The 25,505-nt window shown below is 71.4% G+C and carries 18 protein-coding genes and 1 pseudogene; 6 read left to right on the top strand and 13 right to left on the bottom strand.

The features are described 5' to 3' along the window. Positions 1 to 34: 34 nt before the first annotated feature. Both O7610_RS05025 and O7610_RS05020 read right to left on the bottom strand, forming a co-directional pair. Complete coding sequence (locus O7610_RS05025; protein WP_281554573.1) at positions 35 to 1,309, bottom strand: hypothetical protein; 1,275 nt, start codon at positions 1,307 to 1,309, stop codon at positions 35 to 37. 255 nt (positions 1,310 to 1,564) lie between these two features. Then, positions 1,565 to 1,930 carry a cellulose binding domain-containing protein gene (locus O7610_RS05020; protein WP_281554572.1) on the bottom strand — a complete coding sequence of 122 codons (366 nt, stop codon included), beginning with the start codon at positions 1,928 to 1,930 and terminating at the stop codon, positions 1,565 to 1,567. A 244-nt stretch (positions 1,931 to 2,174) separates the two neighbouring features. Here O7610_RS05020 and O7610_RS30830 point away from each other — a divergent pair. From O7610_RS30830 to O7610_RS05005, 3 genes and pseudogenes are all read left to right on the top strand, one after another. Beyond that, positions 2,175 to 2,276: pseudogene (locus O7610_RS30830) on the top strand (cellulose binding domain-containing protein); the annotation flags it as partial. 203 nt (positions 2,277 to 2,479) lie between these two features. After that, on the top strand, positions 2,480 to 4,303 hold the full coding sequence (locus O7610_RS05010; RefSeq protein WP_289212737.1) for a hypothetical protein: 1,824 nt from the start codon (positions 2,480 to 2,482) through the stop codon (positions 4,301 to 4,303). Positions 4,304 to 4,757: 454 nt separating this feature from the next. Next, positions 4,758 to 5,603 (top strand): SCO4651 family lipoprotein, encoded by an 846-nt coding sequence (locus tag O7610_RS05005; RefSeq protein ID WP_281554569.1) that lies wholly within the window; start codon positions 4,758 to 4,760, stop codon positions 5,601 to 5,603. Between the two features lie 68 nt (positions 5,604 to 5,671). Here the strand turns inward: O7610_RS05005 and O7610_RS05000 are convergent, their stop codons facing one another. Together O7610_RS05000 and dapF are read right to left on the bottom strand one after the other, a co-directional pair. Continuing rightward, on the bottom strand, positions 5,672 to 6,262 hold the full coding sequence (locus tag O7610_RS05000; RefSeq protein WP_289212736.1) for a proprotein convertase P-domain-containing protein: 591 nt from the start codon (positions 6,260 to 6,262) through the stop codon (positions 5,672 to 5,674). A 682-nt stretch (positions 6,263 to 6,944) separates the two neighbouring features. Then, entirely contained in the window at positions 6,945 to 7,940 is a 996-nt protein-coding gene (dapF, locus tag O7610_RS04995; protein WP_289212735.1) for a diaminopimelate epimerase, read from the bottom strand. Positions 7,941 to 8,126: 186 nt separating this feature from the next. Here dapF and O7610_RS04990 point away from each other — a divergent pair, with 186 nt between their 5' ends. Together O7610_RS04990 and O7610_RS04985 are read left to right on the top strand one after the other, a co-directional pair. Continuing rightward, entirely contained in the window at positions 8,127 to 9,461 is a 1,335-nt protein-coding gene (locus O7610_RS04990) for an SWIM zinc finger family protein (protein ID WP_281554567.1), read from the top strand. Further along, complete coding sequence (locus tag O7610_RS04985; RefSeq protein ID WP_289212734.1) at positions 9,458 to 12,046, top strand: DUF6493 family protein; 2,589 nt, start codon at positions 9,458 to 9,460, stop codon at positions 12,044 to 12,046. The genes O7610_RS04990 and O7610_RS04985 overlap by 4 nt, the downstream gene beginning before the upstream one ends. A gap of 36 nt (positions 12,047 to 12,082) precedes the next feature. Here the strand turns inward: O7610_RS04985 and O7610_RS04980 are convergent, their stop codons facing one another. From O7610_RS04980 to O7610_RS04940, 9 genes are all read right to left on the bottom strand, one after another. After that, positions 12,083 to 12,769 carry a TcmI family type II polyketide cyclase gene (locus tag O7610_RS04980; protein WP_281554565.1) on the bottom strand — a complete coding sequence of 229 codons (687 nt, stop codon included), beginning with the start codon at positions 12,767 to 12,769 and terminating at the stop codon, positions 12,083 to 12,085. A 98-nt stretch (positions 12,770 to 12,867) separates the two neighbouring features. After that, positions 12,868 to 14,136 carry a cytochrome P450 family protein gene (locus O7610_RS04975; protein WP_281554564.1) on the bottom strand — a complete coding sequence of 423 codons (1,269 nt, stop codon included), beginning with the start codon at positions 14,134 to 14,136 and terminating at the stop codon, positions 12,868 to 12,870. Continuing rightward, positions 14,133 to 14,474 (bottom strand): putative quinol monooxygenase, encoded by a 342-nt coding sequence (locus tag O7610_RS04970; protein ID WP_289212733.1) that lies wholly within the window; start codon positions 14,472 to 14,474, stop codon positions 14,133 to 14,135. Before O7610_RS04970 ends, O7610_RS04975 begins: the two co-directional genes overlap by 4 nt. Positions 14,475 to 14,539: 65 nt before the next feature. Then, positions 14,540 to 16,825: an FAD-dependent monooxygenase gene (locus O7610_RS04965; RefSeq protein ID WP_281554562.1), complete on the bottom strand. Its 2,286-nt coding sequence runs from the start codon at positions 16,823 to 16,825 to the stop codon at positions 14,540 to 14,542. Positions 16,826 to 16,963: 138 nt separating this feature from the next. Continuing rightward, complete coding sequence (locus tag O7610_RS04960) at positions 16,964 to 19,057, bottom strand: alpha-galactosidase (protein ID WP_281554561.1); 2,094 nt, start codon at positions 19,055 to 19,057, stop codon at positions 16,964 to 16,966. A gap of 4 nt (positions 19,058 to 19,061) precedes the next feature. After that, positions 19,062 to 20,396, bottom strand: a complete 1,335-nt coding sequence (locus O7610_RS04955) for an ABC transporter substrate-binding protein (protein WP_281554560.1) — start codon at positions 20,394 to 20,396, stop codon at positions 19,062 to 19,064. 53 nt (positions 20,397 to 20,449) lie between these two features. Next, a complete protein-coding gene (locus tag O7610_RS04950) occupies positions 20,450 to 21,340 on the bottom strand; it encodes a carbohydrate ABC transporter permease (RefSeq protein WP_502959078.1) in 891 nt (296 codons plus the stop codon). Beyond that, positions 21,337 to 22,251 (bottom strand): carbohydrate ABC transporter permease, encoded by a 915-nt coding sequence (locus tag O7610_RS04945; RefSeq protein WP_281554559.1) that lies wholly within the window; start codon positions 22,249 to 22,251, stop codon positions 21,337 to 21,339. Before O7610_RS04945 ends, O7610_RS04950 begins: the two co-directional genes overlap by 4 nt. Next, positions 22,248 to 24,275 carry a beta-galactosidase gene (locus O7610_RS04940; RefSeq protein WP_281554558.1) on the bottom strand — a complete coding sequence of 676 codons (2,028 nt, stop codon included), beginning with the start codon at positions 24,273 to 24,275 and terminating at the stop codon, positions 22,248 to 22,250. Before O7610_RS04940 ends, O7610_RS04945 begins: the two co-directional genes overlap by 4 nt. A gap of 146 nt (positions 24,276 to 24,421) precedes the next feature. Here O7610_RS04940 and O7610_RS04935 point away from each other — a divergent pair, with 146 nt between their 5' ends. After that, entirely contained in the window at positions 24,422 to 25,444 is a 1,023-nt protein-coding gene (locus O7610_RS04935) for a LacI family DNA-binding transcriptional regulator (RefSeq protein WP_281554557.1), read from the top strand. Positions 25,445 to 25,505: the final 61 nt, after the last annotated feature.

The following is a 25,505-nucleotide window of genomic DNA, read 5'->3' as shown; positions in this document are numbered from 1 at the left end:
CAACCGACCGGCAAGGACCGGCCGGGACCCGGTGTCAGGTGGGGCGACCCAGATCGAGCTGCGGGATCGTGAACTGCGCACCGAGCTGGAAGTAGATCGGCCACACATGCCGCGGCCAGCGGTACTGCCGGGCCGACCAGATGCCGAGCCCGACCGAGATCTCCTGCGGCAGCTGCGCGCCGAGCAGGACGATCGCCTCCGGAGCGGCGGCGGCCTGATCCGCCACCCACTGGGCCGCCGCCGCGACGATCGCCGGATAGTCCGCCCACCGGTGCTGGGTCTCGCCGGGCGGCGGCAGGTAACGCCACTCCCGTAGCTCCGTCGACATCGTCGCCGGCAGTCCCAGCCCGACCGCGTCGTGCAGCTCGAAGACGACCGGTTCGCGGCTGCCCGCCGCCGCGTCGTCGTGGGCGGCCCGTTCGGTGACGTCCACCGGCAGGCTCGGCAGCAGCCCGAACCGGTTGTGGTTGGTCCGCAGCACCAGCAGCAGCACCTCCGGCACCGGTTCCAACGCGGTCCCCGGCGCGATATCGGGCACCGGCTCCTGCCCGGCTACCGGGTCCGGCTGACCGTTGCGGCTGATCTGCAGCCGCACCTGGTGACGTCGCACGTTCAACTCGCCGAACAGCCCGTCGCCGGGACGCTCGATCTGCTGCTGGAACGAATGTCCGTCGTCCTGCAGCGGTCGTGCCCGCACCGGCCCCTGCCGGCCGAAGCTGTCCCGCTGGCGGACCCGCACCGCCCGGCCCCGGCTGAGCGCCGTCGTCCGCTGTCCGAACGCGACCGCCACCGGCCATGGTGCCCACACGAACAGCGACCGGTCCAACGCGGCGTCCCGGCCGTCCGGGTCGTGGTTGGCGACCTGGAAGTGCCGGACCACGGCGTCCATGTCACGCCCCCAGCGGGTCGCCTCCTCACCGTGCGGCCACACCGCCGTCCGATCGAAGCTGCGCAGCGGCGGCACCGGTCGGAACACCGCGAACTGGTCCCGTACGTCGCTCAGGAAGCCTTCCTTCTGCTCCGGGGTCCACTCGGCGGCCGTCTCGTTGACGACGTACGCGATGCCCCGGGTTTCCCGCAGCCGGTTGCGCCACCACCACAGCGTCGCACCGGCGGCGACCGCAGCCACCGCCACGCTGAGGAAGACGACCAGCCACCAGACTCGGTCCCGCCCCTGCGACCAGCCCTCGGCGGCCAGGTCCGGGACGATCCCGCCGGCTGCGCTGAACGCGGCGGTGCCGACGGTGAACAAGACGCCGATGAACCCGGTGCCGGCCGGACCCGCCAGCCACCTCGCGAAACGTGCCACATCCACGGTACGGCGGGCGCGTCGCGCCACGGTTGGCCGATTCCGTTCTACCTCAGACAAGGTCACCTCGCCGCTTTTCCACCGGTACGGTCAGCCGACCGTAACCACTTGACCGGCGTACGCAATCCCCCGGGCAGATCTTCCGGCGCCCACGGGGGCGGAAGATGGGCGAGATCACACCGGCCCGACCGGGTGACCGGTCGGGCCGGTAGCGACCGGAAGCGTCGCGGGCGCTCCGACGCCGGAGTGCGGAATCTACAGCGGCCAGAGGATCGTCGGCAGGCCGGTGCCGGTCACCACGAACCCGACGGCGACGGACTGTCCCGGCGCGAGCGATCCGTTCCAGCTTGTGTTGATCAGGGTGTAGTGCGGCGTACTGGTCGCGATCTGCGCATTCCATACGTTGGAGACGGTCGACCCCGCCGGCAGCGTGAAGGCCAACTCCCAGCCGGTGATCGGCACAGTGAAGTCGTTCGTGACGACAACCTCGGCGACATAACCGGTCGACCAGGAACTTGTCTGGGTAAATGTTGCCGTCGTCGCCTGCGCCGACGGCGCGAAGAACAATGTCGCGGAAACACCGATTGCCAGTGCCGCGACGAAGCCGAGCAGCTTCCGCATTGAGACCACCACCATCCGTTAGTCCTGCCAGGTGACATGACCATACGGCTTCACATAGCCATGCCTCAATGGCTCTTCTTGCAGCATAAAGCGATGCGCGAATCGCATGACAGACCGGGCCACCATAGGAAATATACGAGTTTCACCCGCGCATTCCGAAGGGCACCCAAAGCCCCGCCAGACCCGACAGCGCGACACGAGGCGGCTCGGACACCCCGCCGGACACCCCACCAGACACCCGGTCATCCCACCGGGAGGCTCGGTCAGCATCGGCTTCCAGGCCACCCACACCGGCAACAGCTCCTCACCCAGCGGGTTCACCCTTGACGGCGCGGCCTGCGGCTGAGCCTTCGGGAACCAACCTGAGCTGTACCCCGGCCGGCGACGCCGTCGCTGGCCGGCCGGGGTACAGCTCGGCGGCTGCCACGACGGACCTTTCCGGAGGTCGGACATGGACCGGTAATCGATCTAGCTTACTGTCAGCGCAGCGTCCACCCCGGGCCTCGCCCTTCGGCACCGGGTCGGGTCGCACTGACCGAAAGGGAATCGATGCGCTGGCCTCAGACATCACGACGGCGCCTGCTGTCCGCCGCCGTCCTCATAGCTCTGCCCGCCGCACTGGCCATGGCCCCGTCACCGGCCACCGGCAAGCCGCTACTGCCGCCCAGCGAGGCGGCATTCGGCACTGAACTGCTCGCCAAGGCCACCCCGGACGAATGCTTCGCCGGTATCCGCCTGCCCTACCCGGCCGGCCCGGCGTGCGAGTCCGGCCAGGCCAAGGTCAACCAGGCGTACGTGTGGTCGCTCGCCCAGGCCGACAACCGGCTGTGGTTCGGCACCGGGTCGAACGTCAACTGCATCGTCACCGGGGCGACGCTCTCCCTGCCGAATCCCCGGATGACCGACGACTACGTGTGCGAGTTCGCCGAGAGCCAGGTGGCGAAGGACAACCCGATCATGCCGGTTAGCGTCGGTGACCACCGGCAGCCCCGGGCGTACGTCTACGACCTGGCCTCCGGCGCGTTGACCGAGAAGACCAGCGACATCACCTCCGCGTCGCCCGACGATCTGTCCCGGCTGCGCCGCACCCTGGGTCTGCGGGCCGGCGGTACGCACCAGGGCGTGGTGCTGCTGGCCGGGCCGGCGCTCGGAGCCACGGTGAACATGTTCGCCTTCGACACGGTGACCGGCGACTATCTCGGCTCGGCCAACTTCACCCAGTACGGCAACATCCGCCACTTCCTGGTCGCCGACGACGTGCTGTACGCCGGGGTCGGTGTCGGACCCAACGGCCGCGACGGCGGGCACATCCTGCGCTGGGCCGGCGACCGGACCGACCCGTTCAACTTCGTCGAGGTCGGGCAGTTGCCGGCGCAGGTCGCCGACCTGGAGCTGCACGACGGCCGGGTCTTCGTCAGCACCTGGTCGGCCGCCGGCAGCGGGTCGGCCGGCGCGCGTACCGCCGACGGTCGGCGGACCGGCCGGATCGGGGTCACCGATGAGGCCGACCCCGGCGTCGCCGGGGTGTGGATGAGCCCTCCGCTGGCCGCCGCCGAACCCGGTCTGACCCCGGACGACACCGCTGGGTGGACGCAGGTCTGGAGTGCCGCCTCCTACGAGCCGGATCCGGTGATCGCCGGCTCGTACGGGCTCGGCGCGCTGGCCTCGTACCGTGGGTACCTTTACTGGGGCACGATGCACGTGCCGATGAAGTCGACCGCGATGGTGGCCGAGGCGTACCCGCCGGTCGACGAGCTGGCGGCCCGCACGACGCTGGAGCGGTCGCAGCGGGCGGTGAGCATCTTCCGGGGCAAGCGGTTCGGCACCGCGACGCAGCGGGTCGACCTGCTGTACGGCGAGGCGGTGCTGCCGGCGTACGACGCCAGCGCGAACGACGGCGCCGGTGCCTGGCGCTGGGCGCTCACCGGCTACCGGGCCAGGTACGGCCACATGGGGTTCGGCAACATCTACAACAACTACACCTGGACGATGGCGGTGTCCGGTGGCCGGCTGTTCGTCGGCACGATGGACTGGAGCTACCTCGCCAAGGACCTGCTGCCGCAGTCCGTAGCCGAGATGGGCTATCCGCAGGCGGCCGCCGCGTTGACCGACGGGCCTGACCCGATCACCATCGATCCGCAGCTGTACGGCGGTGACCTGTGGATGTTCGGCTCCAATCTGCGGCCGGCCACGGCGGTCGACACGCAGGGGCTGGGCGGCAACTACCTCAACTACGGCGTCCGCACGATGGTCGCCGACGGATCGACGCTGTACCTCGGCATGGCGAATCCGATGAACCTGCGGACCGATCCGACCGACGACGTGCCGGAGGGTGGCTGGGAGTTGATCAAGCTGACACCGACTGTCTCCTGACCACCGACTCGCTCCCCAGTGGGCACGCACGGCTCTCTACATCGGGCGGTGCGTGCCCACTCTTCGGGGAGCTACCTGACTGTTCGCTCATGCCGGACATACAACGGCAGTCGAGGTATGCGAATCGCGGAACAACCGACGGTGGAAGTGGAGCGCGTCGATGCGTCGCCCTAGGCTTTGGCGGTCTCGTCACCGTACCGGCGGAGGCTCCATGGTCAGCATCCGACGTCCGTTCGCCGCCACTGCCTTTGGAACCTCGGTGTACTGGTTCTCGCACGCGAACTGAGGGCGACCGGTGGCTGCCCCAACGACGCCGAATCCGACACCGCATCCCAGCACCGGACCCCGGCGCTCCCGGGCCTGACCCAGCAGGCCCGGTAGACAGGGACCAACGGCACGGCGGCTAGGATTTCGCCCGGCAGAACCACGCACACACCGACTGGGAGTTCACTTCGTGCACACTGCAATAAGGACCGCGCTGCTCGCGGGTGCCTCGGCAGCGGTCCTCGCCGTCACCGCGTGTGGCGGCTCATCAGCCACAACGGACGAAGGCGGCACCGAGACGTCCGGCGTACTGGCGCAGCTCGCCAGCGACGCCACCGGCTCGCTGCAGAAGACCGTGGAGACTACCACCAGCGCCAACTCGGCGGCGGTGACGATGACCGGCACCAGCGGTGGGGAACCGGTCGACGTCAGCGGCGTCATCAGCTTCGGCGACTCACCGGCCGCCGAGCTGACCCAGGTCGACCCCGAGGACGGCGAGATCACCGTACGGGTGATCGGCAGCGCGTTCTACGTGAGCATCCCCGAGGCCGAACAGGCATCGATGGACGGCAAGAAGTGGTTCAAGATGGACTTCGCTGCCCTCGGTGCGACCTCGGAGGACCTCGCTCAGCAGCTCGAAGGCCTGGACCCGGTGCAGAACGTCCGGACCCTGCTGGAGGGTGCGGAGGTCACCGTCGTCGGCGAGGAGACCATCGACGGCGTGCCGACCGTGCACTACACGTCGGTGACCCCGGTGGACAGCTACCTGGAGCAGTTCGAGGCCGAGATCCGCGAAGGCATCGAGGAGCAGCTCGCCACCGCCGAGGTCACCGAGGTCGCCGTCGACGTGTGGGTCGACGAGCAGTACCAGCCACGTCGGGTGAAGCTCGTCATGGGCACGATGTCCGACATGACGATGAACTACACCGACTACGGCAAGGCGGTCACCATCGAGGCACCGCCGGCCGCCGAGACGGCGGACTTCGCCGAGCTGATGCAGGACCTGCAGGACCTCGCCGACGAACTCGACGGCTGACCAGCGACGCACCAGCGACAGCGGCGGACCGACCGGGACGTGTCCCGGTCGGTCCGTCACTGTTTCGGCTACAGGCTCAGCGTCCAGCTGTCCAGGTAGCCGGTGTCAAGGCTGGCCGAGTCCTGCACCCGCAGCTTCCAGGTGCCGTTGGCCACCTCAACGGACAGGTCCCGGGTGTAGGTCTCGACAATGTTGTCGGTGCTGCTGCCGGACCGGCTGTGCAGCACGTTGATGCTGCCGTCCGGGGCGATCAGCGACACGGTCAGGTCACCGATCCAGGTGTGGTAGATGTTCACCTCGATGGTGCTGCTCGAGCTGGCGTTGCCGGAGCAGCCGGTGATGGTGATCGAGCTCTCCACCGTACTGTTGTCATTGATCGCGACGTCGGTCGAGTTGGTCTGCGAACAGCCCGGCGGGCCGTTGACGATGAGGGTGAACGGCGCCGACTGGGCCGTCTCCGGCCCGGTGCCCACCACGGTCAGCGGGAAGACGCCGGTGGCGATCCCGGTGGTGGTGGCGATGGTCAGCGTCGCCGACCCGCCGGAGGTGACCGACGACGGGCTGAAGGTGGCCGTCGCACCGCTCGGCAGCCCGGTGACACCGAGGGTGACGGTGTGCGGGGCCCCGATCGTGGTGGTGGTGCTGACCGTCGCGGTCACCGAGTCGCCCGGGTCGACCGCACCGCTGGTCGGGGTGACCGCGAGGGTGAAGTCCTGTCAGCCGGGCCTCGAAGCCACGCAGCGCGGTCGAGTAGGTGCGCGCCACCGCGCCGTCGTGCTTCGCGGCGAGGGTACGGGCGGTGCGCCCGACCGTCCCTCTGTCCACCTTGTCCTCGTCGAAGACGACGATGTACGAGCCGGCGACGGTGTCCTCACCGCCCGCGTAGAGGATCTGGCCTTCCGCTGGTTCGGCGTTGGCCGGTGCGGCGAACGCCAGCGCGGCGGCCACTACCGCGACAGTGGTGAGCCCGAGGCGCCAGCGGCGCCGGGATGGCCGGGAGAGTGTCATCTCCCGCCTCCTTTCGATGCACGGCAGGCCGGTTTGTGACAGGCCGACCGGTGACCGGGTACCTGACTGACACAGATGTTAGGCCTAGAACAGATTGATGTAGAGATATGTGATCCTGTCTCGTGTTGCCGGACGCTGCCACCTTCTGCCAATACCGCTCGAACTCCGGATCCACTCAACATCACATTGATGTCCATCGTCATGAAGTTGACCCTGACCAGACTGGAATCAGTCGCCACCCGGTCGGTGGCCGGTCAGAAAATCGGAAGTGCCCGACTTCGGGCCGGATCCGGGCGGGATACGGGCCGGATCCGGGCCGCGTCGGGTCAGAAATCAGCCGACCGAAGGGTGTACGCCGGCGGCGTGCAGCACGGCGTGGTTGTTCTCCCGCAACTGGGCGAACGCCTCGACTTCGTCGACGAACGTGTCCCGCCGTACCGAGGCCAGGCTGCCGGCGATCACCGCCGCCAGGTCGACATCGGCCCGGTAGACGTACGACGCGTTGCCCTGCAGGGTGGCCTGCCAGGCCGCCGGGTCGCCGGTCAGCCAGGCCGTCGCCACCCCACCGGGATTACGGACGGTGATCCGCTCGCCCGACCCGGCCAGGCCGAGCCGCGACCAGACCGCCCGGGACGCGATTACACCCGAACCGCACGACGGGGTCAGTCCGGCGCCCCGCTCGTACGTCTGCACGTAGATCTCGCCGTCGTCGAGCGGGAACACGAACGACAGGTTCGCCCCACGCGGCACCACGTCCGTGGCGGCGGTGATCCGCTCCCCGGTGGCGACCAGCTCGGCCTCGTCGAACTTCTCCACCACCGCGACCAGGTGGTCGTTCGGTACGGCGAGCGCGGTCAACCCGTACGTCGGGTGCAGCACCGGCAGCGGGGTGTCGACGTGCGGCTGCGCCACGGCGACCACCGGCTCGACGGGATCGAAGTCCACCTTCGGCATCTCGACCGCGGTCTGCCGGACCCCTTCCGGCGTCGACTCGGCCCGCAGCACCACGAAGTCGCTGTCCCCGGCCCGGACCACCGCCCGCTCGGCGTCGCGGGTGTCCAGCACCAGCCGCCCGACGCAGCGCATCCCGTTGCCGCACAGCTTCGCGAACGAGCCGTCCGGGTTGAAGAACGCCGCCTGCGGCACCGCCGGGCCGAGATCGACGAAGTACACGCCGTCACCGCCGCCGAGCGGCCCGGACCGGTCACACAGCTGGCGGACCAGGTGCGGCACGTCCGCCTCGGCGGCGTAGTCACCCGGCCGGCCCTCTACGACCAGGATGTCGTTCTGCGAGCCGTGCGCCTTCAGGATCGGCAGGCCTGACCTCATCAGTACGCACTCCCCCGCTGTCACTCGCCGCCGCGGCCGGCCGACACCGGCGACCAGTGTACGGCTGCGGTACGGCTGCGCCACCGGCCGCCGCCGTGTGTCCGCACCGCGTCCCGACGGCCGGGCGGCCGGCGCTACCTACGGCGACACCGGCGATGTCGGTCGGGGCGGGTAGCGTGCGCCACCGTGAACACCGTCGCGACCTACCGGTACCTGAACCCGTCCGCCCTGGCCGGCCGGGCGCTGACCCTGCAGACCAGCGGCGGCCCGGCCGCCAACCCCCGGTTCTTCACCGGGTTCCTCACCCGCCCGGTGGCGGCCGCCGCCGGGCTGCTGGCCGTCGCCGAGGTCGCCCGCACCCGCTACCACCGACCCGTCGTCCCGGCCAGCCTCGACCCGGTGGTCACCGGCGGCCGGGACCGGTTGCGGTTCGAGTCCTTCTCCGGCTGCTGCGGCGTGTACGCCCGACTCGACGTCACCCCGGACGGGCTGGACGGCGACATCGTCGCGCACGGCACCACCAACGTGGACGTCAACCCGCCGCTGCGCGACGCGCTGGCCCGGGTCGGCGGCCTGGACCCGTTGCATCTGGCGGTCGGCCCGGACGACCTGACGGTGTCGACGATGGACTCCTCGGTCGTCGAACGGAAGGTGCCGCTGCCCCGCCGCTGGCTGCGCGGCTTCGCCGAGGTGCAGGTGACCGCGGCGGGAATGGACCTGCGGGCGCAGATCCCGGCCGCCGAGGCGGCGACGTTGCTGCGCCGGCTGCCCGGTGCCGGCGACCGGTCGGTGCTGTGGGCGGTGCCGGCCGGCCGGGCGCTGCGCCTGACGTCGCGCGCCGCGCCGGGCGCGGTGTGCCTGTCCGGCGCGGGTCGGCTCGCCGCGCTGCGGGGCCTGCTGCGGCACGCGTCGGCGCTGCGGGTGTACGGGCCGCCGGTGGCCGCCGGCGCGGCACCGGTGGCCAGCGTGTGGGAGCTGGACCTGGCCGGGATGAGCCTGTCGCTGGCCCTGTCACCGGAGCCGGCCCGGGGCTTCTCCGGCGAGGGCGGCGTCCTGCCCGCCCTGGCCGGCGACGAGGTCGCCGACGACGCCGAGCTGATCGGCGGACTGCTCGACTGGGATCCGAGCGTCGACGTCGACGCGCTGGCCGAGGCGTCCGGCCTGGCCGCCGCCCGGGTGCGCGCGGCGCTGACGCTGCTCGGCACCGCCGGTCGGGTCGGCTACGACGTCGCGCGGGCCGGCTACTTCCACCGGGTGCTGCCCTACGATCCGGGCCGCGCCGAGCGGGACAATCCCCGGCTGACCGCGGCCCGGGCGCTGGTCGAGGCCGGTGCGGTGACCCCGGACCCGGACGGGGCGACGGTACGCGCCGGTGACCAGGTCTACCGGGTGCGGCAGCTGCCCGACGGCACCCGCACCTGCACCTGCACCTGGTGGGCGCGGCACCGGGGCGGGCGGGGGCCGTGCCGGCACGCCCTCGCCGCCGCGATGGTCACCGCCCCGGTGGGGGTGACGGCGTGACCGAGGCGAGCGACACGGTCCACCGTCTCGTCAACGGCGACATCACCGCCGCCGTGGACACCGTCTCCGGGCTCGACGAGGAACAGCGCCGCCAGCTCGGCATCGAGCTGACGGCGTACGTGCGCCGGCACCGCGACGAGTGGTGGTCCCGCTGGCGGGCCACTGCGTTGGCCGTCGCGGCGGTCGGCTGCCTGCCGACGGCTGCCCAGGCAGCCGAGGTGCTGGGGCGCCGCAACCTCTCGCTGCTGGCGACACCCGCGGCACCGGTGATCGACGTGGCCAGACGCCGGGGTGTCACCTGGCTGGCCGACCTGGCGTACCGCCTCGTCGGGCGGATCGACCGTGAGTCACCCGGTGAAAACTGGTGGTTCATCGCCGAGCTGCTGACCGCCGAACAGGCCGCGCCGCCGACCGACGACCTGTTCGTCCTCGGCTGGGCGGTGACGGCCAGCCGACCCCGCGACCACGAGTGGAGCGTCGCGCTGGTCGACCGGATGCGCCGGCACCCGTTCCTGGACGCGCTGGCCCCCCGAATGTTCGACGTCGACGGGGTCGGCGGCCAGTGGGCCTGGACCGACCAGCAGCCGGACGGCCGGTCGGGGATGCCACTGGCGTTGGCGCAGCTGGCCGCCGAACGGCGGCTGGACCGCACGATGCTGCTGGACGGCACGCTCAGCCGCATGCTGCGCGGTGAGCGCCCGGCCGCGCTGCGCGTCTTCCTCGGCCTGCACGACGCACTGGCGCCGACCGGCGACGAGGTACGCGACCGACTCCCCACGTACCTGCGGCTGCTCGCCGACGGCCTGTCGACGGCTGCCGCACTGGCCCAACGGACGCTGCGCAAGCTGCCGGACATCGACCTCGACACGCTGCTCGACACGGCGCCGGCCGTCCTGGGCCGACCGGAGAAAACCCTGGTACGGGCCCAGCTGAGCTGGCTCGATCAGCTGGCCCGCCGGGACCGCGCCCAAGCGGCGCGGATCGCTGCGGTGCTGGCCGTCGCCGCCGAGCACCCGGCGGTCGACGTCGCCGACCGGGCGGCCGCGCTGGCCGCGAAACACGGCCACCGGATGGCGGCGCCCGCCGAGGTGCGCCACGTCGGCGACGTCCTGCCCCCGGTGCCACCGCCGGCCCCGGCGCCGCCGCCGATCACCCACCCGGACGAGTTGGCCGAGGAGATCGCCGCGCTGTTCGGCGGGTCCTCGACCGACGCACTGGGCCTGGAACGGATCCTCGACGGCCTGATCCGGTCGACCGCCGCCGATCGGACCGCCACGGTGGCGGCGCTGACCCCGGTGCTCGACCGGGCCGGTGTGCTGGCCTGGTCCTCGCGGCCCGAGGAGCGGCTCGGTGGCCTCGGCGGCGTGCTGCGGATCCTCGCCGGCAGCGAGGATCGGACCCCGCCACGGAGCTGGCAGGTGCTGCTGTCCACCTGGGGCCAGCGGCAGACCTCCGGTCAGCGGCCCGCCGACCCGCAGCAGGCGGTGCTGCGCCGACTGCTGCGCACCCGGGTCGCGGAGATCGGCCGGGCCGTCGCCGGTCCCGGGGCGGCGGAGTTCACCGGTCCCGAGACGGCCGAGCTCGCCAGTCTCGGGGCCGTGGGCCTCGTCGCCGCACCGTCGCTGGCCACCGGGGCGGTGGCGGCGGAGGAGCTGTACGACCGGCTGGCCCGCCTCGGTGAGCGCCAGCCGTGGCCGGCGGACCTCACCCAGGCGCTGCTGCGGTTGCCGTCCGTCGTCGACGAGCCGCTGGCGGCGAAGGCGACGGCGTTGGGCACCCCGGCCGGGCAGGCCCTGGCCGACTGGCTGCGCTGCGGCGGGCTGCCCCGGCCGCACTACCGGGTGGTGACGGCCGTCCGTCGGCGCCGGCAGGGCAGCTACGACTACTGGCACGACCGGTTGCCGACGCAGCGTCGGGTCGTCGAAGCCTCGGTACCGCCCGGGGTGACCGACCAGCACGGTCTGCTCAGCGTCCCGGCCCGAGCGGTTGACATCGCGTCGATCGCCGACGAGCGGCACTGGCCGGCGCAGCTGCCCGGCTACCGAGGGCTGGTCGCCGCGTACGTCCTGCCGTTGGTCGCCGGCAGCGCGGACCTCGACGAGCCGGGCGGCGCCGCGCTGCTGCCGATGCTCGCCGAGTGCACCGGCGAGACCACGCCGGCGCTCGACCTGGCGGTGGCGTACGGGCTGGCCGCCCGGCACGAGGCCGACCGGGTGGCGGCCGTCGACGCGCTGCTGCTGCTCGCGGCCGCCGGCGGGCTCGACGCCCTGGCCGTCGGTGGTCACCTCGGCTCGCTCACCGCCGACAAGATGATCACGCTGTCCCGGGTCGTCCAGCCGTTGCGGGACGCGGCGGCGGCCGGTGCGCCGCTGACCACCTGGCGGATTCTCGCCGCCGCGCTGCCGGCGCTGCTGACCGTCCAGCCTGCGCCGCGCGGGCTGCCGGACCTGCTGGCGCTGGCTGCGCAGACAGCGGCGGCGACCGGCGTGCGCCTCGACGTGCCCGGGCTCGCCGACGTCGCCGCCCGGGGCGGGTCCAGCCGGCTGGTCACCGAGGCCCGGCGACTGGTCGCCGCCTCCCGATAGCCGGCCGGTGCTGACCGGGAGGCGGCGCCGTCGGAGTCAGTCCTCGGCCCGCCAGCGGTAGTACTCCTTGGCGACCGCGTCCACCGGGCCACGCCAGGCGTCCTGGTTGTACGGGCTGATGTACGGGCTCAGCTCCTCCATGATCTTGCCGAACTTCGGCTTGTCGTGGATCCGCGCGTCGTCGGCGGTGTGCGGGACCGAGCGTTCCAGCAGGTGCACGTAGACGTCGTCGATCGAGTAGAGCCAGCGCGCGGTCACGCTCATCTCGACCGGCAGCGTGCCGGCGTCGGATTCGGTGAAGATCCGGGCGACGTTGTCCTCCGCGCCGGGCTTGATCCGCCCGACGATCACGGTCAGATGCCGGCCGGCCGGGTCCGGGCCGGTCCCTTCCGCCGGGCCGGTCCCTTCCGCGGTCCAGCGGTAGAACTCCTTGGCCACCGAGTGCGACGGGTTCTGCCAGTTGCGCGGGTACGGGGTGACGTACGGGCCGATCGCCTCGGCGATCTCCTTGAACGCGGGCAGGCCCCGGGTCTGCCCGGAGATCGCCGGGTCCTCGTTGCGTTCGACGATGTGAATGTAGAGGTCGTGGTGGGACAGCAGGATGCGCCCGATGACGCCGAAGTCCTGCGGCCGGGTGGCCCTGTCGTAGTGGCCGAAAGTCTTGGCGATCTTGTCCTCGCTGCCCGGCACCATGCGGCAGACGATCACGTTGCGGAAGACCATGACAACTCCTCGCAGAACGGTGGGGATCGGCCGGGTCGGTTCGCCCGGTGGTCGGTGGTGGATCGGCCGGGTCGGTTCGCCCGGTGACCGGTGGTACGTCAGCCGGTGGCGGTGAACCGGACCGGCAGCTCGAGCAGCCCGCGAAACGGCGAGGCCGCCGGGAGTCGGCGCAGTTCGGCGGCGGGTACGGCCAGCCGCAGGTCCGGCAGCCGGCGCAACAGCCCGCCGATGCCGGTCCGGGCCTCGATACGGGCCAGCGAAACACCCAGGCAGTAGTGCACCCCGTGGCCGAAGCCCAGGTGGGGTCCACGTTCGCTGGTCACGTCGAGGCGGTCGGGGTCGGTGAAGTGGTCCGGGTCGCGGTTGGCCGAGTTGAGCACCACCCCGACCGCCGCCCCGCGCGGGATGCGGACACCGTCGTACTCGACGTCCTCGGTAGCCACCCGGGGGCTGGCGATCGGCAGCGGGCCGTCGAAGCGCAGCAGCTCCTCGACGGCCGCTGGCAGCAGCTCGGGCCGGGCCAGCAGCAGCTCGTACTGTCCGGGGTTGGTCAACAGGGCCAGCATGGCGTTGCCGATGAAGTCGGCGGTGGTCTGGTGACCGGCGAACAGCAGCAGGAACGCGGTGGAGACCAGCTCCCGTTCGGTGAGCGCCCCATCGTGGTCACAGGCATCGATCAGGGCGGTGAGCATGTCGTCGGCCGGCGTCGCGCGTTTGGCCCGGACCAGTCCGGTCAGGTAGTCGTGCAGCTGCGCCTGCACCTGCTGCACCGCTGCCCGCTCCTGGTCGGGCGGCCGGCTGGCCGACCCGGAGGTCCGGATCACCTGGGTCCAGCCGAGCACCTGTTCGTGGTCGGGTGTCGGCACGCCGAGCAGCTCGCAGATCACCACCATCGGCAGCGGTACGGCGAACTCGTGCATCAGGTCCGCCTCGCCCCTCGGTGCGAACTTGTCGAGCAGGTCGTCGACGACCTGGCCGATCCGGGGCCGCAGGGCCTCGATACGCCGGGGCGCGAACGCCTGCGACACCAGCCGGCGCAGCCGGCTGTGTTCCGGCGGATCCGAGTTGAGCATGTTCTTGTTCAGGCCCTCCGAGTTCGGCCCGAAGAACCGCAGGTAGTGGCCTTCCGGGCCGTACAGGTCCTTGGACAGCCGCGGATCGGTCAACGCTGCCCGCGCGTCGTCGTAGCGGGTGATCAGATAGGAGTCGAACCGGGGTGAGGCGACCAACCGGACCGGGCACTGCGCACGCATCCGGGCGTAGGTGGGGTACGGGTCGGCGGCGTACCCGTCGGTGTAGAACTCCGCCGCCGGGACGGCCTGCTCAGCGGATCCGACCGGCTCGGCCGGTCGCGGATCGGCGGTCATCGGTGCTCCTCTCGTTCGCTCGGCACGCTGTGCAGCACCTGGTAGGTGTGCCGCTGCGCGGATTCGCGCAGCTCCCGGATCACCCGCAGCAGCCGGTCGCGCTGCGCGCTGCGGCCGAACGCGTCGAGGCGTTCCCGGTCCGCCCAGTCGGTGATGATCAGGTAGCTGCGGGGATCGTCGGCGTCGCGGACCAGGTCCTGGCGCAGGCAGCCGTCGAGGGTGCGGATCTGATCGGCGATGGCCTGCCACTCGGTCTCGAACCGCCGCTCGCACCCGGGGCGGGTCCGCATCGACAGCACGGCGCGGACGGGACCCGGCACCAGGTCCGCCCGATTCATCTGGCCTGTCCGGCTCATCTGGTTTGTCCGGTTCACTTGGTCTGTCTGGTTCTGGGGAGCGGCGGTCACCGGACACCGCCGTTGAACACCAGGTACAGGTGGTGGCGTAGTGCATCGACGTCGATCGGGTGGCTGCGGAAGCCGACGTACCCGTCCGGCCGGATCAGGTAAGCGGCGGCACCGGCGGTGCCGTACCCGGCCCGGAACTCACCGGCGGCGTCGTGGAGCACCGGCGGATGGTCCGCTGGCAGGGCTGGCGTGTCCGGGCTGAGCAGCAGGTAGACCTCGACTTCGCCGTACGTCCGATCCGGCAGGTCGGCGCTGAGCTTGTCGATGGCGGCCAGAGTGGCCTCGTCCGCCGTCCGGTCGGCGTAGAGCAGCAGAGTGTGCCGGGTCCCCCGGGTCAGCTCGTGCAGCCGCATCGAATGTCCGACTCCGCGTCGACGTAGGCCGGACACGTCGGGAGCGCGCTCCCCCGGGGCCGGGCCGGCCCGCAGCGCGTCCACGGTGGCCAGCGACTCGCCGACGAGTGGACTGTCGGCGTAGCTGACCAGCATCGACATCTCCTGCAGGAACTGCCTTTCGAGGTCCTCGCGTTCCAACTCGTCAGTGAAGGCCAGCCGCACCGCCCGCCCGACGACCTCTTCCCCCTGTGGCCGGCGCTCGATCTGGTAGCTGTCCAGCAGGCCGGGCGCGGCGACACCACGGACCGCCAATGCCAGCTTCCAGGCCAGATTCCAGGCGTCCTGGATGCCGGTGTTCATGCCCTGACCGCCGGCTGGCGGATGCAGGTGTGCGGCGTCGCCTGCGACGAAGACCCGTCCGTCGCGGTAGCGGTCGACGATGCCGTGACTGATCCGGAAGATCGACGACCAACGCAGGTTGGCCGCGGTCGTTGCGGCCGGGGCGAGCTGGTCCAGCACTGCCTGCACGTCGGCGAGGGTCGGTTCGCCGAGTTCGGCGCTGAACCCGGGCGGGGCGTTCTCGCCACGGGTGGCGGCGAAGTAGCGCGGCGGCGCCATGGTCGCGATCCGGTAGCGGGATTCACCCCGCAGCGGTACGCAGACCAGCATGTTGTCCAGCTGGCCGTCGGTTTCGTGGATGAACCGCAGCAGGTGGCCGGCGGGCATGTCCCAGTCGACGTCGACGTCGCCGAGCATGAACAGTTGCGGGAAGCGGCCCAGCCCGCCGGTGAAGGTGAGGCCGAGCAGTTGGCGTACCCGGCTGTGCGCGCCGTCGGCGCCGACGAGGAACTTGGCGCGGACCGTCTCGGTGCCGCCGTCGGCGTGGGCGAGGTTGGCGGTGACTCCGTCGTCGTCGCTGGTGAAGTCGACCAGTTCGGCGCCGCGCCGGGGCCGTACGCCGAGTGTGGCGAGCCGGTCGGTGAGGATCCGTTCGGTCTCGTACTGGGGCAGACCCAGGTGTGCGTACGGCAGCTCCGGCAGCTCCCAGCTGCCCCGGTACACCTGGTGACCGTTGACGAAGACCGCTTGGCCGGTCAGCCAGATGCCAGCGTTCATCGCGTCCCGGACGACGCCCTGGTCCTCCCAGATCTCCATGGTGCGGCAGTGCACCCCGATCGCCTTGTCCGCCTGGTCGGGCGGGCTGGTGAGTTTGTCGATCACCTGGCAGTCGACGCCGCGGCGGGCGAGTTCGATCGCGGCGGTGAGCCCGGTCGGGCCGGCGCCGACGATCAGTACGTCGGTGGTGTCGGCCGCTGCCGCTGGCGGATCGGCGGGCGGATCGGCCGGTTGGTCGGCGGGGTGGTCGGCGGGGTGGAAGATCCGGGGGCGGATCCCGACGAGGAACTCGGCGATCGGGCCGGCTTCGGCCCGCTCGTGGTCGGGGTCGGAGATCCACCGGCGGAACTGCTCCGGGCTGCTCCACTCGGCGAAGATGTGGTGCACCGGGGTGCCGGGTTCGCGTAGCAGCTCCTCACGCATATATCCGTCCACTCCGGAAAGTCGACTGACGACCTCGGCGTGCCCACGGTGGAACTCGTCGATCCGGTCGGTGGGAACGGTGATCGGCACGTCGACGTAGATCCGGGTGTCGGTGCCGGCCCGACCGCGCATCACCCGGTAGCTGCCGGCGGTCGGCGGTTCGCAGGCGGCCGCTACGGCGTCGGCCCACTGCCGGGCGACGGGCCCGTCGAGGTGGTCGCGCAACGCGTCGTCGTCGGCCCACTCGGTGACCACGACGAAGGTACGCGAATCGGTGGCGTCGACGAGCAGCTGTCGCAGTCGGTTGCCGGGCGCCGCACCGATGTCGTCGGCGACGGCCTGCCACGCTGACTCCACAACCGTCTCGAATCCGCTGCGGGCGCGGACCCGGAGCATCGTCCTGATCATGTGGTCCCCCTGAACGGCGTGCGGTGGACCTGACCTTCGCCGACACCGCGTCACCCGGCCGTCAACGCGGCACGGGGCACGGTGGGCGGCCGGTGACGCGCCGGCGACCCGGCTGAGGAACGATCTTCAGGCGTGCGCTCAGCCGACCGCCTCGGCGGTGAACAGCGCCGCCTGTTGCGGGTGCAGCAGCGGTGCGGGCAGTCCGACCTCGGCCAGCACCCGGCCGGGCAGGGTCGCCTCGCCCCGCTGAAGCCAGGCCGGCGGCCGCACCTGCAGCGTCGCCGGCACCGGGCCGATCCGCAGTGGGCTCACCCGGTAGCGGCGCTGCGGGTCGAGACCGGGCAGCCGCAGCGGCACCGGTAGCGCGGACCGCGCCGCGTCGAGCGCCACCAGGGCGTACACGCCGGTACGCCGGTCGGCGGCGACGACCCCATACAGCTGCCGGGCCGGATCCGGGCTGTCGGTGCGGACCAGCGTCCCGGTGTGCAGCAACGGCCGCAGCCGCCGGTACGCGGCGACCCACTCGGCGACGTCGGCGCGTTCGGCGTCGGTCGCGGTGGTCAGGTCCCATTCGATGCCGGCGTGCCCGAACAGCGCGGTGGCCAGTCGGAAACTCAGGTCGGTGGCCCGGCCGGTGACGTGCGCGGTGCCGGCGCCCAAATGCCCGCCGAGGTACTCCAGCGGCATCAGCACACTGGTCCAACGCAGGATCCGCTGCCGGTCGAGCGGGTCGTTGGTGTCGGAGGTCCAGAACCGGTCGACCAGTTCACCGATGCCCAGGTCGATGCGGCCTCCGCCGGAGGCGCAGCTTTCGATCTCCAGGTCGGGGTGGGCCACCCGCAGGTCGGCCAGGAGCCGGTACAGCGCCGTGGTCTGCCGGTGCGCGCCGGTCGCGGCGAGCAGGTCCCGGTTGTGGTCCCACTTCAGGTAGGCGATCGGGTACGCCTCGAGCAGCGCGCCGAGCCGCTCCCGCAGATACCGGTAGGCGTCCGGGTTGTCCAGGTCGAGCACCCGCTGGTGCCGCCAGGTCGGCGCGTGCGTCGGCCCGAGCAGCCAGTCGGGGTGGGCACGGGCCAGGTCGGAGTCGGGGCTGACCATCTCCGGTTCCACCCACAGCCCGAAGTCCATCCGCCGGGCGCGGACCCGGTCGATCAGTGGCCCCAGACCGGCCGGCCAGCGCCGCGGGTCGACGGACCAGTCGCCGAGCGCCCGCCGGTCGTCGACCCGGCCGGTGAACCAGCCGTCGTCGAGGACGAAACGTTCGACGCCGACCTGCGCGGCGGCGTCGACCAGCCGGGTCAGCCGGTCGAGATCGTGGTCGAAGTAGACCGCCTCCCAGGTGTTGAGCACCACCGGCCGGGGCCCGGGCAGCGGGCGGCGGGCCCGGATCCAGCCGTGCAGCCGCGCGGAGAGACCGTCGAGGCCGTCGGCGGAGAACGCGGCGACCGTCCACGGGGTGGTGTACGTGCCGTCGGGCGGCAGGATCAGCTCGCCGGGGGCGAGCAGTTCACCGGCGCCGAGCAGGCTCTGCCCGGTGGCCTGGCGTTCGGCGTACAGCTGCTTGTCGCCGCTCCACGCCAGGTGCACCGCCCACACCTGGCCGTGCCGGAACCCGAACCCGGCGGTGCCGGCGACCATCAGGTACGGGTCGTCGTGGCCGGGCCGGCCGTGGCGGGTGGACCGCGTCCACGTACCGTCGCGCAGTCGGCTGCGCTGCGGACGCCGCTCGTTGGCCCAGAGCCCGGTGAAGTCGAGCACCTCCTCGGCCCGCTCCGGCACCGGCAGTACGACGTCCGCCGCGGCCAGGTGCAGGTCGACCTCGGCGATGTTGCGCACCTGGTGGCGGAGCCGTAGGACGCCCTGCTCGCTGAGCGAGACGTCGGTGCTGACCCGCAGCCCGCCGGCGGCGCAGCCGCACTCGATTACCAGGTCACGGGGACCGGTCCGGCCGACGGTGTGCAACCGCAGGTCGTCAACGGGCCGGCCGGCCCAGTGTCCGGCGATGCCGGGCCGGCCGGTCCAGCCCTGGCCCGGGGTGGGCAGCAGGGTGAGTCGCAGCGGCTGGTCGACCGCACTGGGCGGCACCGGTGGGACCGCCGCGTCGGCCAGGTCGGTCAACTCGGCCTCGGTGAGGTCGCCGAGGTCGCCGCCCCAGTGCAGGACGACCGGTGGGTACGGGCCACGGGCGTCCAGCACGAGGCTGGCGCCCGCGGCCCGCAGGTACGCGATCAAATGGTCACTCCGCTACCGGGATGGACTGCGACTTCAGGGTATCCACGGTAGAGGTTTGCGCGGCGGTCAGCGCGTCCAGCAGGCTGCCCTGACCGGAAACCGCCGCCTTGAAGCCGTCGGAGGCGTCGGCGTAGGTCTGGGTCATCGTCGGACCCCAGACGAAGCCCTCCGCGACCTGCTCCGACGCCTCGGCGAAGACCTCGTAGATCGGCTGGCCACCGTAGAACTCCACGCCCTCGCGCAGCGCCGGCAGCTGGGTGCCGGCAGTGGTCGCCGGGTAGAGGTTCGCTTCGGCGTTGAGCAGGGTCAACGCCTCCTCGGAGGTGTTCAGCCAGAGGGCGAACTGAGCGGCCTCGTAGACGTGCTCGCTGCCCCGGAACACGGCGGTGGAGGAACCACCCCAGTTGCCGGCGACCTGGTCGCCGGCGTTCCACTGCGGCATCGGCGCGACCGCCCACTTGCCGGCGGTGTCCGGCGCGCCGGAGCTGATCGAGTTGGCGCCCCACACGGCCGACACCCAGGTCCAGGCGGAGCCGCTGTTGTAGGCGTTGTCCCACTCGGTGGTCCACGGCGGCACAGTCGAGACGAGGTCGCGGTCGATCAGGTCCTGCCAGTACTCGGCGACCTGGGTGGTCTGCGGGTCGGTCAGGTCCACCGTCCACTGGTCGCCGTCGTTGGCGAACCACCGGCCGCCGGCCTGCCAGGCCAGCCCGGCGAACTGGTTGATGTCGCTGGACGAGAAGTTGGTGATGTAGCCGCCGGCGGCGCGGACCGTCTCGGCGGCGGCCGCGTACTCGGCCCAGGTGGTCGGCACCTCGATGCCGTTGGCCTCGAATAGGTCCGCCCGGTAGAACAGGGCCATCGGTCCGGCGTCCTGCGGTACGGCGTACGCCGAGCCCACCTCGCCGAAGCTGACCTGCCCCCAGGTCCAGTCGACGAACTGGTCCTGGGCGTCGAGCACGATATCGCAGGCGCCGAGGTCGACCAGGCCGTCCTGCACCCGGAAGCTGGGCAACGCGTCGTACTCGATCTGGCCCAGGTCCGGTGCGTTGCCGGCGCGCAGCTGGTTGAAGAAGTTCTGGTAGGTGCCGCCGTTGCCGTTCGGCCCGGTCTGCACGTTCACCTGGATGTCGGGGTTCTGCTCGTTCCAGACCTCGACCACCTGCTCGATGCCGGGGATCCAGGAGGTGAAGTCGAGGGTGACCGGGCCCTCGGCCGGGCTGCAGTCGGTGGCGGCGCCGGAACCGGAACCGGAGTCACCGGAATCGCCGGAGGAGCAGGCGGTCAGCGCGAGCGTGCCGGCGAGCAGTACGCCGACCGTCGAGGCGGGGAGTCTCATCGAAATCCTTCTCTCGTTATCGGTGGGTGGACGGGTACGGCGGAAGGCGGGGTTCACTTGACCGAGCCGGCCCCGAGGCCGGTCCGCCAGAAGCGTTGGAGCAGCAAGAACGCCGCGACCAGCGGCACGATCGACAGCAGCGCGCCGACGAGCACCAGGCCCCGCAGTTCGGGCAGCTGGTTGACCTGGGTGTTCCAGGTGTAGAGGCCGAGGGTGACCGGGAACAGCCGCTCGTCGCCGAGCATGATCAGCGGCAGCAGGAAGTTGTTCCAGACCGCGACGAAGTGGAACAGGAAGATGGTGACCAGGGCGGGCAGCATCAGCCGGGTGGCGACGGTGAAAAAGGTCCGTACCTCGCCGGCGCCGTCGAGGCGGGCCGCTTCCAGCAACTCGTCGGGCACGCTCGCGGCGGCGTAGATCCGGGCCAGGTAGACCCCGAACGGGTTGACCAGGCTGGGCAGGAACACCGACCAGAAGGTGTTGGTCGCCTCGAACCGGCTGAAGATCAGAAACAGTGGCAGGGCGAGCGCGGTCGCCGGCACCAGCACCCCGCCGAGCACCACGTTGAACAGCGTCTCCCGGCCAGGAAACCGGTACTTGGCCAGGGCGTACCCGCACATCGCGGCGAGCAGGGTACCGATCAGGGCGGCGCCGCCGGTGTAGGCGAGGCTGTTGAGGATCCAGCGGGGAAACACCCCGTCGCGGTAGGTCAGCACCTCGGCGACGTTGTCGACCAGCGAGAAGTCGTCGAACCACAGGGGCGCACCCTGGGTGAACCGCCCCTCGGGTTTCGCCGAGGCGACCACCAGCCACCAGATCGGCACCAGGAAGTACGCGGTGCAGACCAGCATCACCAGGGTCGCGGCGGACCGCGACAGCAGCGACTCCCGCGACGGCGTACCGCCGGGGGTGCGGCCGGCGGTGGTCCTGGCCAGGGCGCTCATCGCGCGTCCCGGCGCTGGGTGAATTTCAGGAACGTGAACGACAGCGCGAAGGTCGCCAAGGCGAGCACCACCGAGAAGGCCGCGGCCAGGTTGAAGTTGGGGATGGAGGAGGTGGAGTAGACGGTCAGGTTCGGGGTGTAGGTGCTGGACACCGCTGAGCTGAAGGTTCGGAACACCTGCGGTTCGGCCAGCAGCTGCAGGGTGCCGATGATGGAGAAGACGGTGGTCAGCACGATCGCCGGCAGCACCATCGGGATCTTGATCGACCAGGCGATCCGGGCCGGACCGGCGCCGTCGAGCCGGGCCGCCTCGTAGATCTCCGGCGGGATCGCCAGCAGCGACGAGTAGATGATCAACATGTTGTAGCCGACGTAGACCCAGGTGACGACGTTGGCGATGGACCACAGCACCAGGTCCGCGCCGAGCAGGTCCACCCGACCGGTCACCGCGGCGAACGGCGACAGGTTGGGCGAGTACAGGAAGCCCCACATGATCGCCGCGACGACGCCGGGTACCGCATACGGCACGAAGAAGGCGAGCCGGAAGAAGCGTCGACCGCGGACCAGACCGGAGTCGAGCAGCAGGGCCAGCAGCAGAGCGACGCCGAGCATCACCGGCACCTGGACCACGCCGAACAGCAGCACCCGGCCGATCGACGACCAGAACGAGCCGTCGGCGAACACCCGCTGGTACTGGGCGAGCCCGCCGAAGACCTCCCGGGCCGGGCCGAAGGTGCCGGTGCGTTCCACGACGTACAGCGACTGGACCATGGCGTAGCCGATGGGGACGGCGTAGAAGAGCGCGAAGAGCGTCCCGAACGGCACCACGAAGATCGCGATGGCGCTCTTGTGCGGCACGGGTGCCCGGCGACGGCCGGTCGCCGTCGCCCGCACCGGACGGGATCTGCTCACCGGGCCGACTCCTCTCTGACCACCCGGACCTCGCCGGGGCCGACTCGCAACCGCCCGTCGACCGGGGTGCCGGTGACGAGTTCGTAGCCACTGGCGGCGTGGCGGATCTCCCGACGGCCGTGGTTGACGACGAACAGGTAGCTGCGGTTGCCGCCGACGCGCCGGACCACCTCGACCGAGCCGTCGTTCTCCGGACCATGCGGGACCACCCCGGCCCCGTCGACGGCGGCACGCAGCACGTCACGCAGCCCGTCGGGGGCCAGCGCGGTCGCCAGGTACCAGGCGATGCCGGCGCCGTAGTCGTTGCGGGTGACCGCCGGGGTGCCGGGCAGCGGGCCGTCGGCGTAGCAGGCGACGGTCGTGGCGGTGGTGGTCCGCAGCCGCTCGGTCCACCACCGGGCGCGGGCGCCGTTGTCCAAAGTGACGTCGACCCCGGGCAGCAGCGGGACGAACTCCTCGCCGACCACACCGAGCAGATCCCGGAAGGCACCGGGGTAGCCGCCGAGGCGGATCCGGTCGTGTTCGTCGACGATGCCGCTGTAGAAGGTCACCAGCAGGTGGCCGCCGGCGTCGACGTACCGGGCGAGCGCGGTGGCCTGCTCGTCGGTCACCAGGTGCAGACACGGCACGACGACCAGCCGGTACCCGGCGAGGTCGGCGTCCGGCGCGGCGACGTCGCAGGTAACGCCGAGCTCCCGCAGCCCGGTGTACGCGGCGTGCACCTGGTCGAGGTAGCGAATCTCGGTCGACGGGCGGGCCGTACCGTCGGCGGACCACCAGGACTCCCAGCTGAACAGCAGGGCCACGTCGGAGTGCACCCGGGTGCCGGCGACCTCGCCGACCCGGTCGAGCACCTCCGACAGTCGCAGCACCTCCCGCCAGGTGGTGGTGTCGGTGCCGGCGTGCGGCAGCATCGCCGAGTGGTACTTCTCGGCGCCCGCGGCGGAGGCACGCCACTGGAAGAAGCAGATCGAGTCGGCGCCCCGGGCGACGTGGGTGAGCGAGTTGCGGATCATCTGGCCCGGCTCCTTGGCGAGGTTCCAGGGCTGCCAGTTGACCGCGCCGGTCGCCTGCTCCATCAGCATCCACGGCGCTCCCCCGGCCAGCCCACGGGTGAGGTCGGCGGCGAAGGATAGTTCCGCGACCGGGTCGCCGAGCCGGTGGTCCAGATAGTGGTCGTTGGCTACGATGTCCAGGTCAGGAGCCCAGGACCAGTAGTCTAGATTCCTGATATGGGCGGTTACCATGAGATTCGTGGTGATCGGCGCGGCGCTGTACCGGCGCAGTACCGCCGCCTCGGCGCGGTAGTGCTCCAGCAACTGCGCGGAGCTGAACCGGTGGAAGTCCAGTAGCTGTGCCGGGTTGGCCACCGACAGGTTCGCCCGGGGTGGATCCACCTCGTCCCAGTCGCCGTAGCGCTGACTCCAAAAGGCCGTGCCCCAGGCGTCGTTAAGTGCGTCGAGGCTGCCGTAGCGCTGCCGCAGCCAGTGCCGGAACGCGACCGCGCTGGGCTCGTCGTAGCACAACGCGTTGTGGCAGCCGAGTTCGTTGGACACGTGCCACAGCGCCAGGGCGGGGTGCCCGCCGTAGCGTCGGGCGACCTGCTCGGCCAGCGCCAGGGCGTGCCCGCGGTACACCGGCGAGCTGGGGCACCACGCCTGTCGCCCGCCGGGGAAGCGGGTGGTGCCGTCGGCGGCCCGCGGCAGCACCTCGGGGTGGCGGGTGGTCAGCCAGGGCGGCGGGGAGGCGGTGCCGGTGCCGAGGTTGAGCCGGATGCCGGCGTCGTGCAGCAGGCCGATCACCTCGTCGAGGGCGGCGAAGTCGTACTCGCCCGGCCGGGGCTCGATGCTCGACCAACCGAAGATGTTGATCGCCACCAGGTCGACGCCGGCCTGTCGCATCAGCGCGACGTCCTCGCGCCACACCGCCGACGGCCACTGCTCCGGGTTGTAGTCACAGCCCAGCGCGATGCCGCGGATCGACGGCAGCAGTGATGCGGCCGACCGGTCACGGGGCAGTGTCATCGAGATGTCCTCGCTGCAGATACGGGCGTGTGTGTGCACGTGCACACATTTCGTCGTGTGTACAGTCGGCAAACGAATGTGTGAACGTGCAGACGTTAGAGCCGCGTTCCGCCGCAGGTCAAGGGCCGGCCGCTACAGTGATCGGCGTGAACCGGCCGAGACCGATGACGAAGCGGGCCACCGTGCACGACGTCGCCGCCGCCGCCGGCGTGTCCCGGGGCACCGTCAGCCGGGTCCTCAACGGTGGCTACGTCTCCCCCGTTGCCCGCGCCGCGATCCTCGCCGCCATCGCCGAGGTCGGCTACGTACCGAACACCGCCGCCCGCAACCTGGTCACCCAACGTTCCCAGGCGGTCGGCTTCATCGTGCTCGAACCGCACTCGCTGTTTCTGGAGGACCCGAACATCGGGGCGATCATGCTGGGCGCCAACGCGGTGCTCTCCGCCGGCGAGTACCAGATGGTCAACCTGGTGGTCGACTCCGACCGGGACACTGAACGGATCGCCCGCTACCTCAGTGGCGGCTTCGTCGACGGCGCGGTGATCGTCTCGGCCCGCGTACACGACCCGATCACCCGGGTCGTCACCGACCTGAAGTTGCCGGCCGCCTTCGTCGGGCACCCGCCCGACCTGGCGCAGGAGATCCCGTACGTCGGGGTCGACAACGTCGGCTCGGCACGGGAGATCACCACCCGGCTGGTCGCCACCGGCCGGCGGCGGATCGGCATGATCGCCGCCGCGCTGAACCGCGACTCCGGTGCCGACCGGCTCACCGGCTTCCGCCAGGCACTCGGCGACCGGTTCGACCCCCGGCTGGTCGCCGAAGTCCCCCTCTACGACTACTCGTGCGGCGTCAGCGGCATGCAGACCCTGCTGGAGCGGACACCCGACCTCGACGGCGTCTTCGCAGCCTCGGACGTGGTCGCCGCCGGAGCGATCCAGACCCTGCGCGAGGCCGGCCGGACCGTACCGGCCGATGTCGGCGTGGTCGGATTCGACGACAGCGCCTGGGCGCTCCGCACCAACCCACCGCTGTCCACCGTGCACCAGCCAGCGAAGGAGATCGGGGCCCGCGCCGCCGACCTGGTGCTGCGCCAGATCAACGGCGACCACATCGCAGCCGGCGGGGCGCTGCTGCCGACCCCCGTCGTATGGCGCGAGTCCGCCTGAGCGGGATCACCCGGAACCGAACCCGGTTGCGCGTTTCCAAGCATCGCGGGCGCCGATCGAC

The organism is Solwaraspora sp. WMMA2065 (genome assembly GCF_030345075.1).
Lineage (GTDB): Bacteria > Actinomycetota > Actinomycetes > Mycobacteriales > Micromonosporaceae > Micromonospora_E.
Note: the sequence above shows the minus strand (reverse complement) of the source record. Positions and strands in the feature narration are given on the sequence as shown.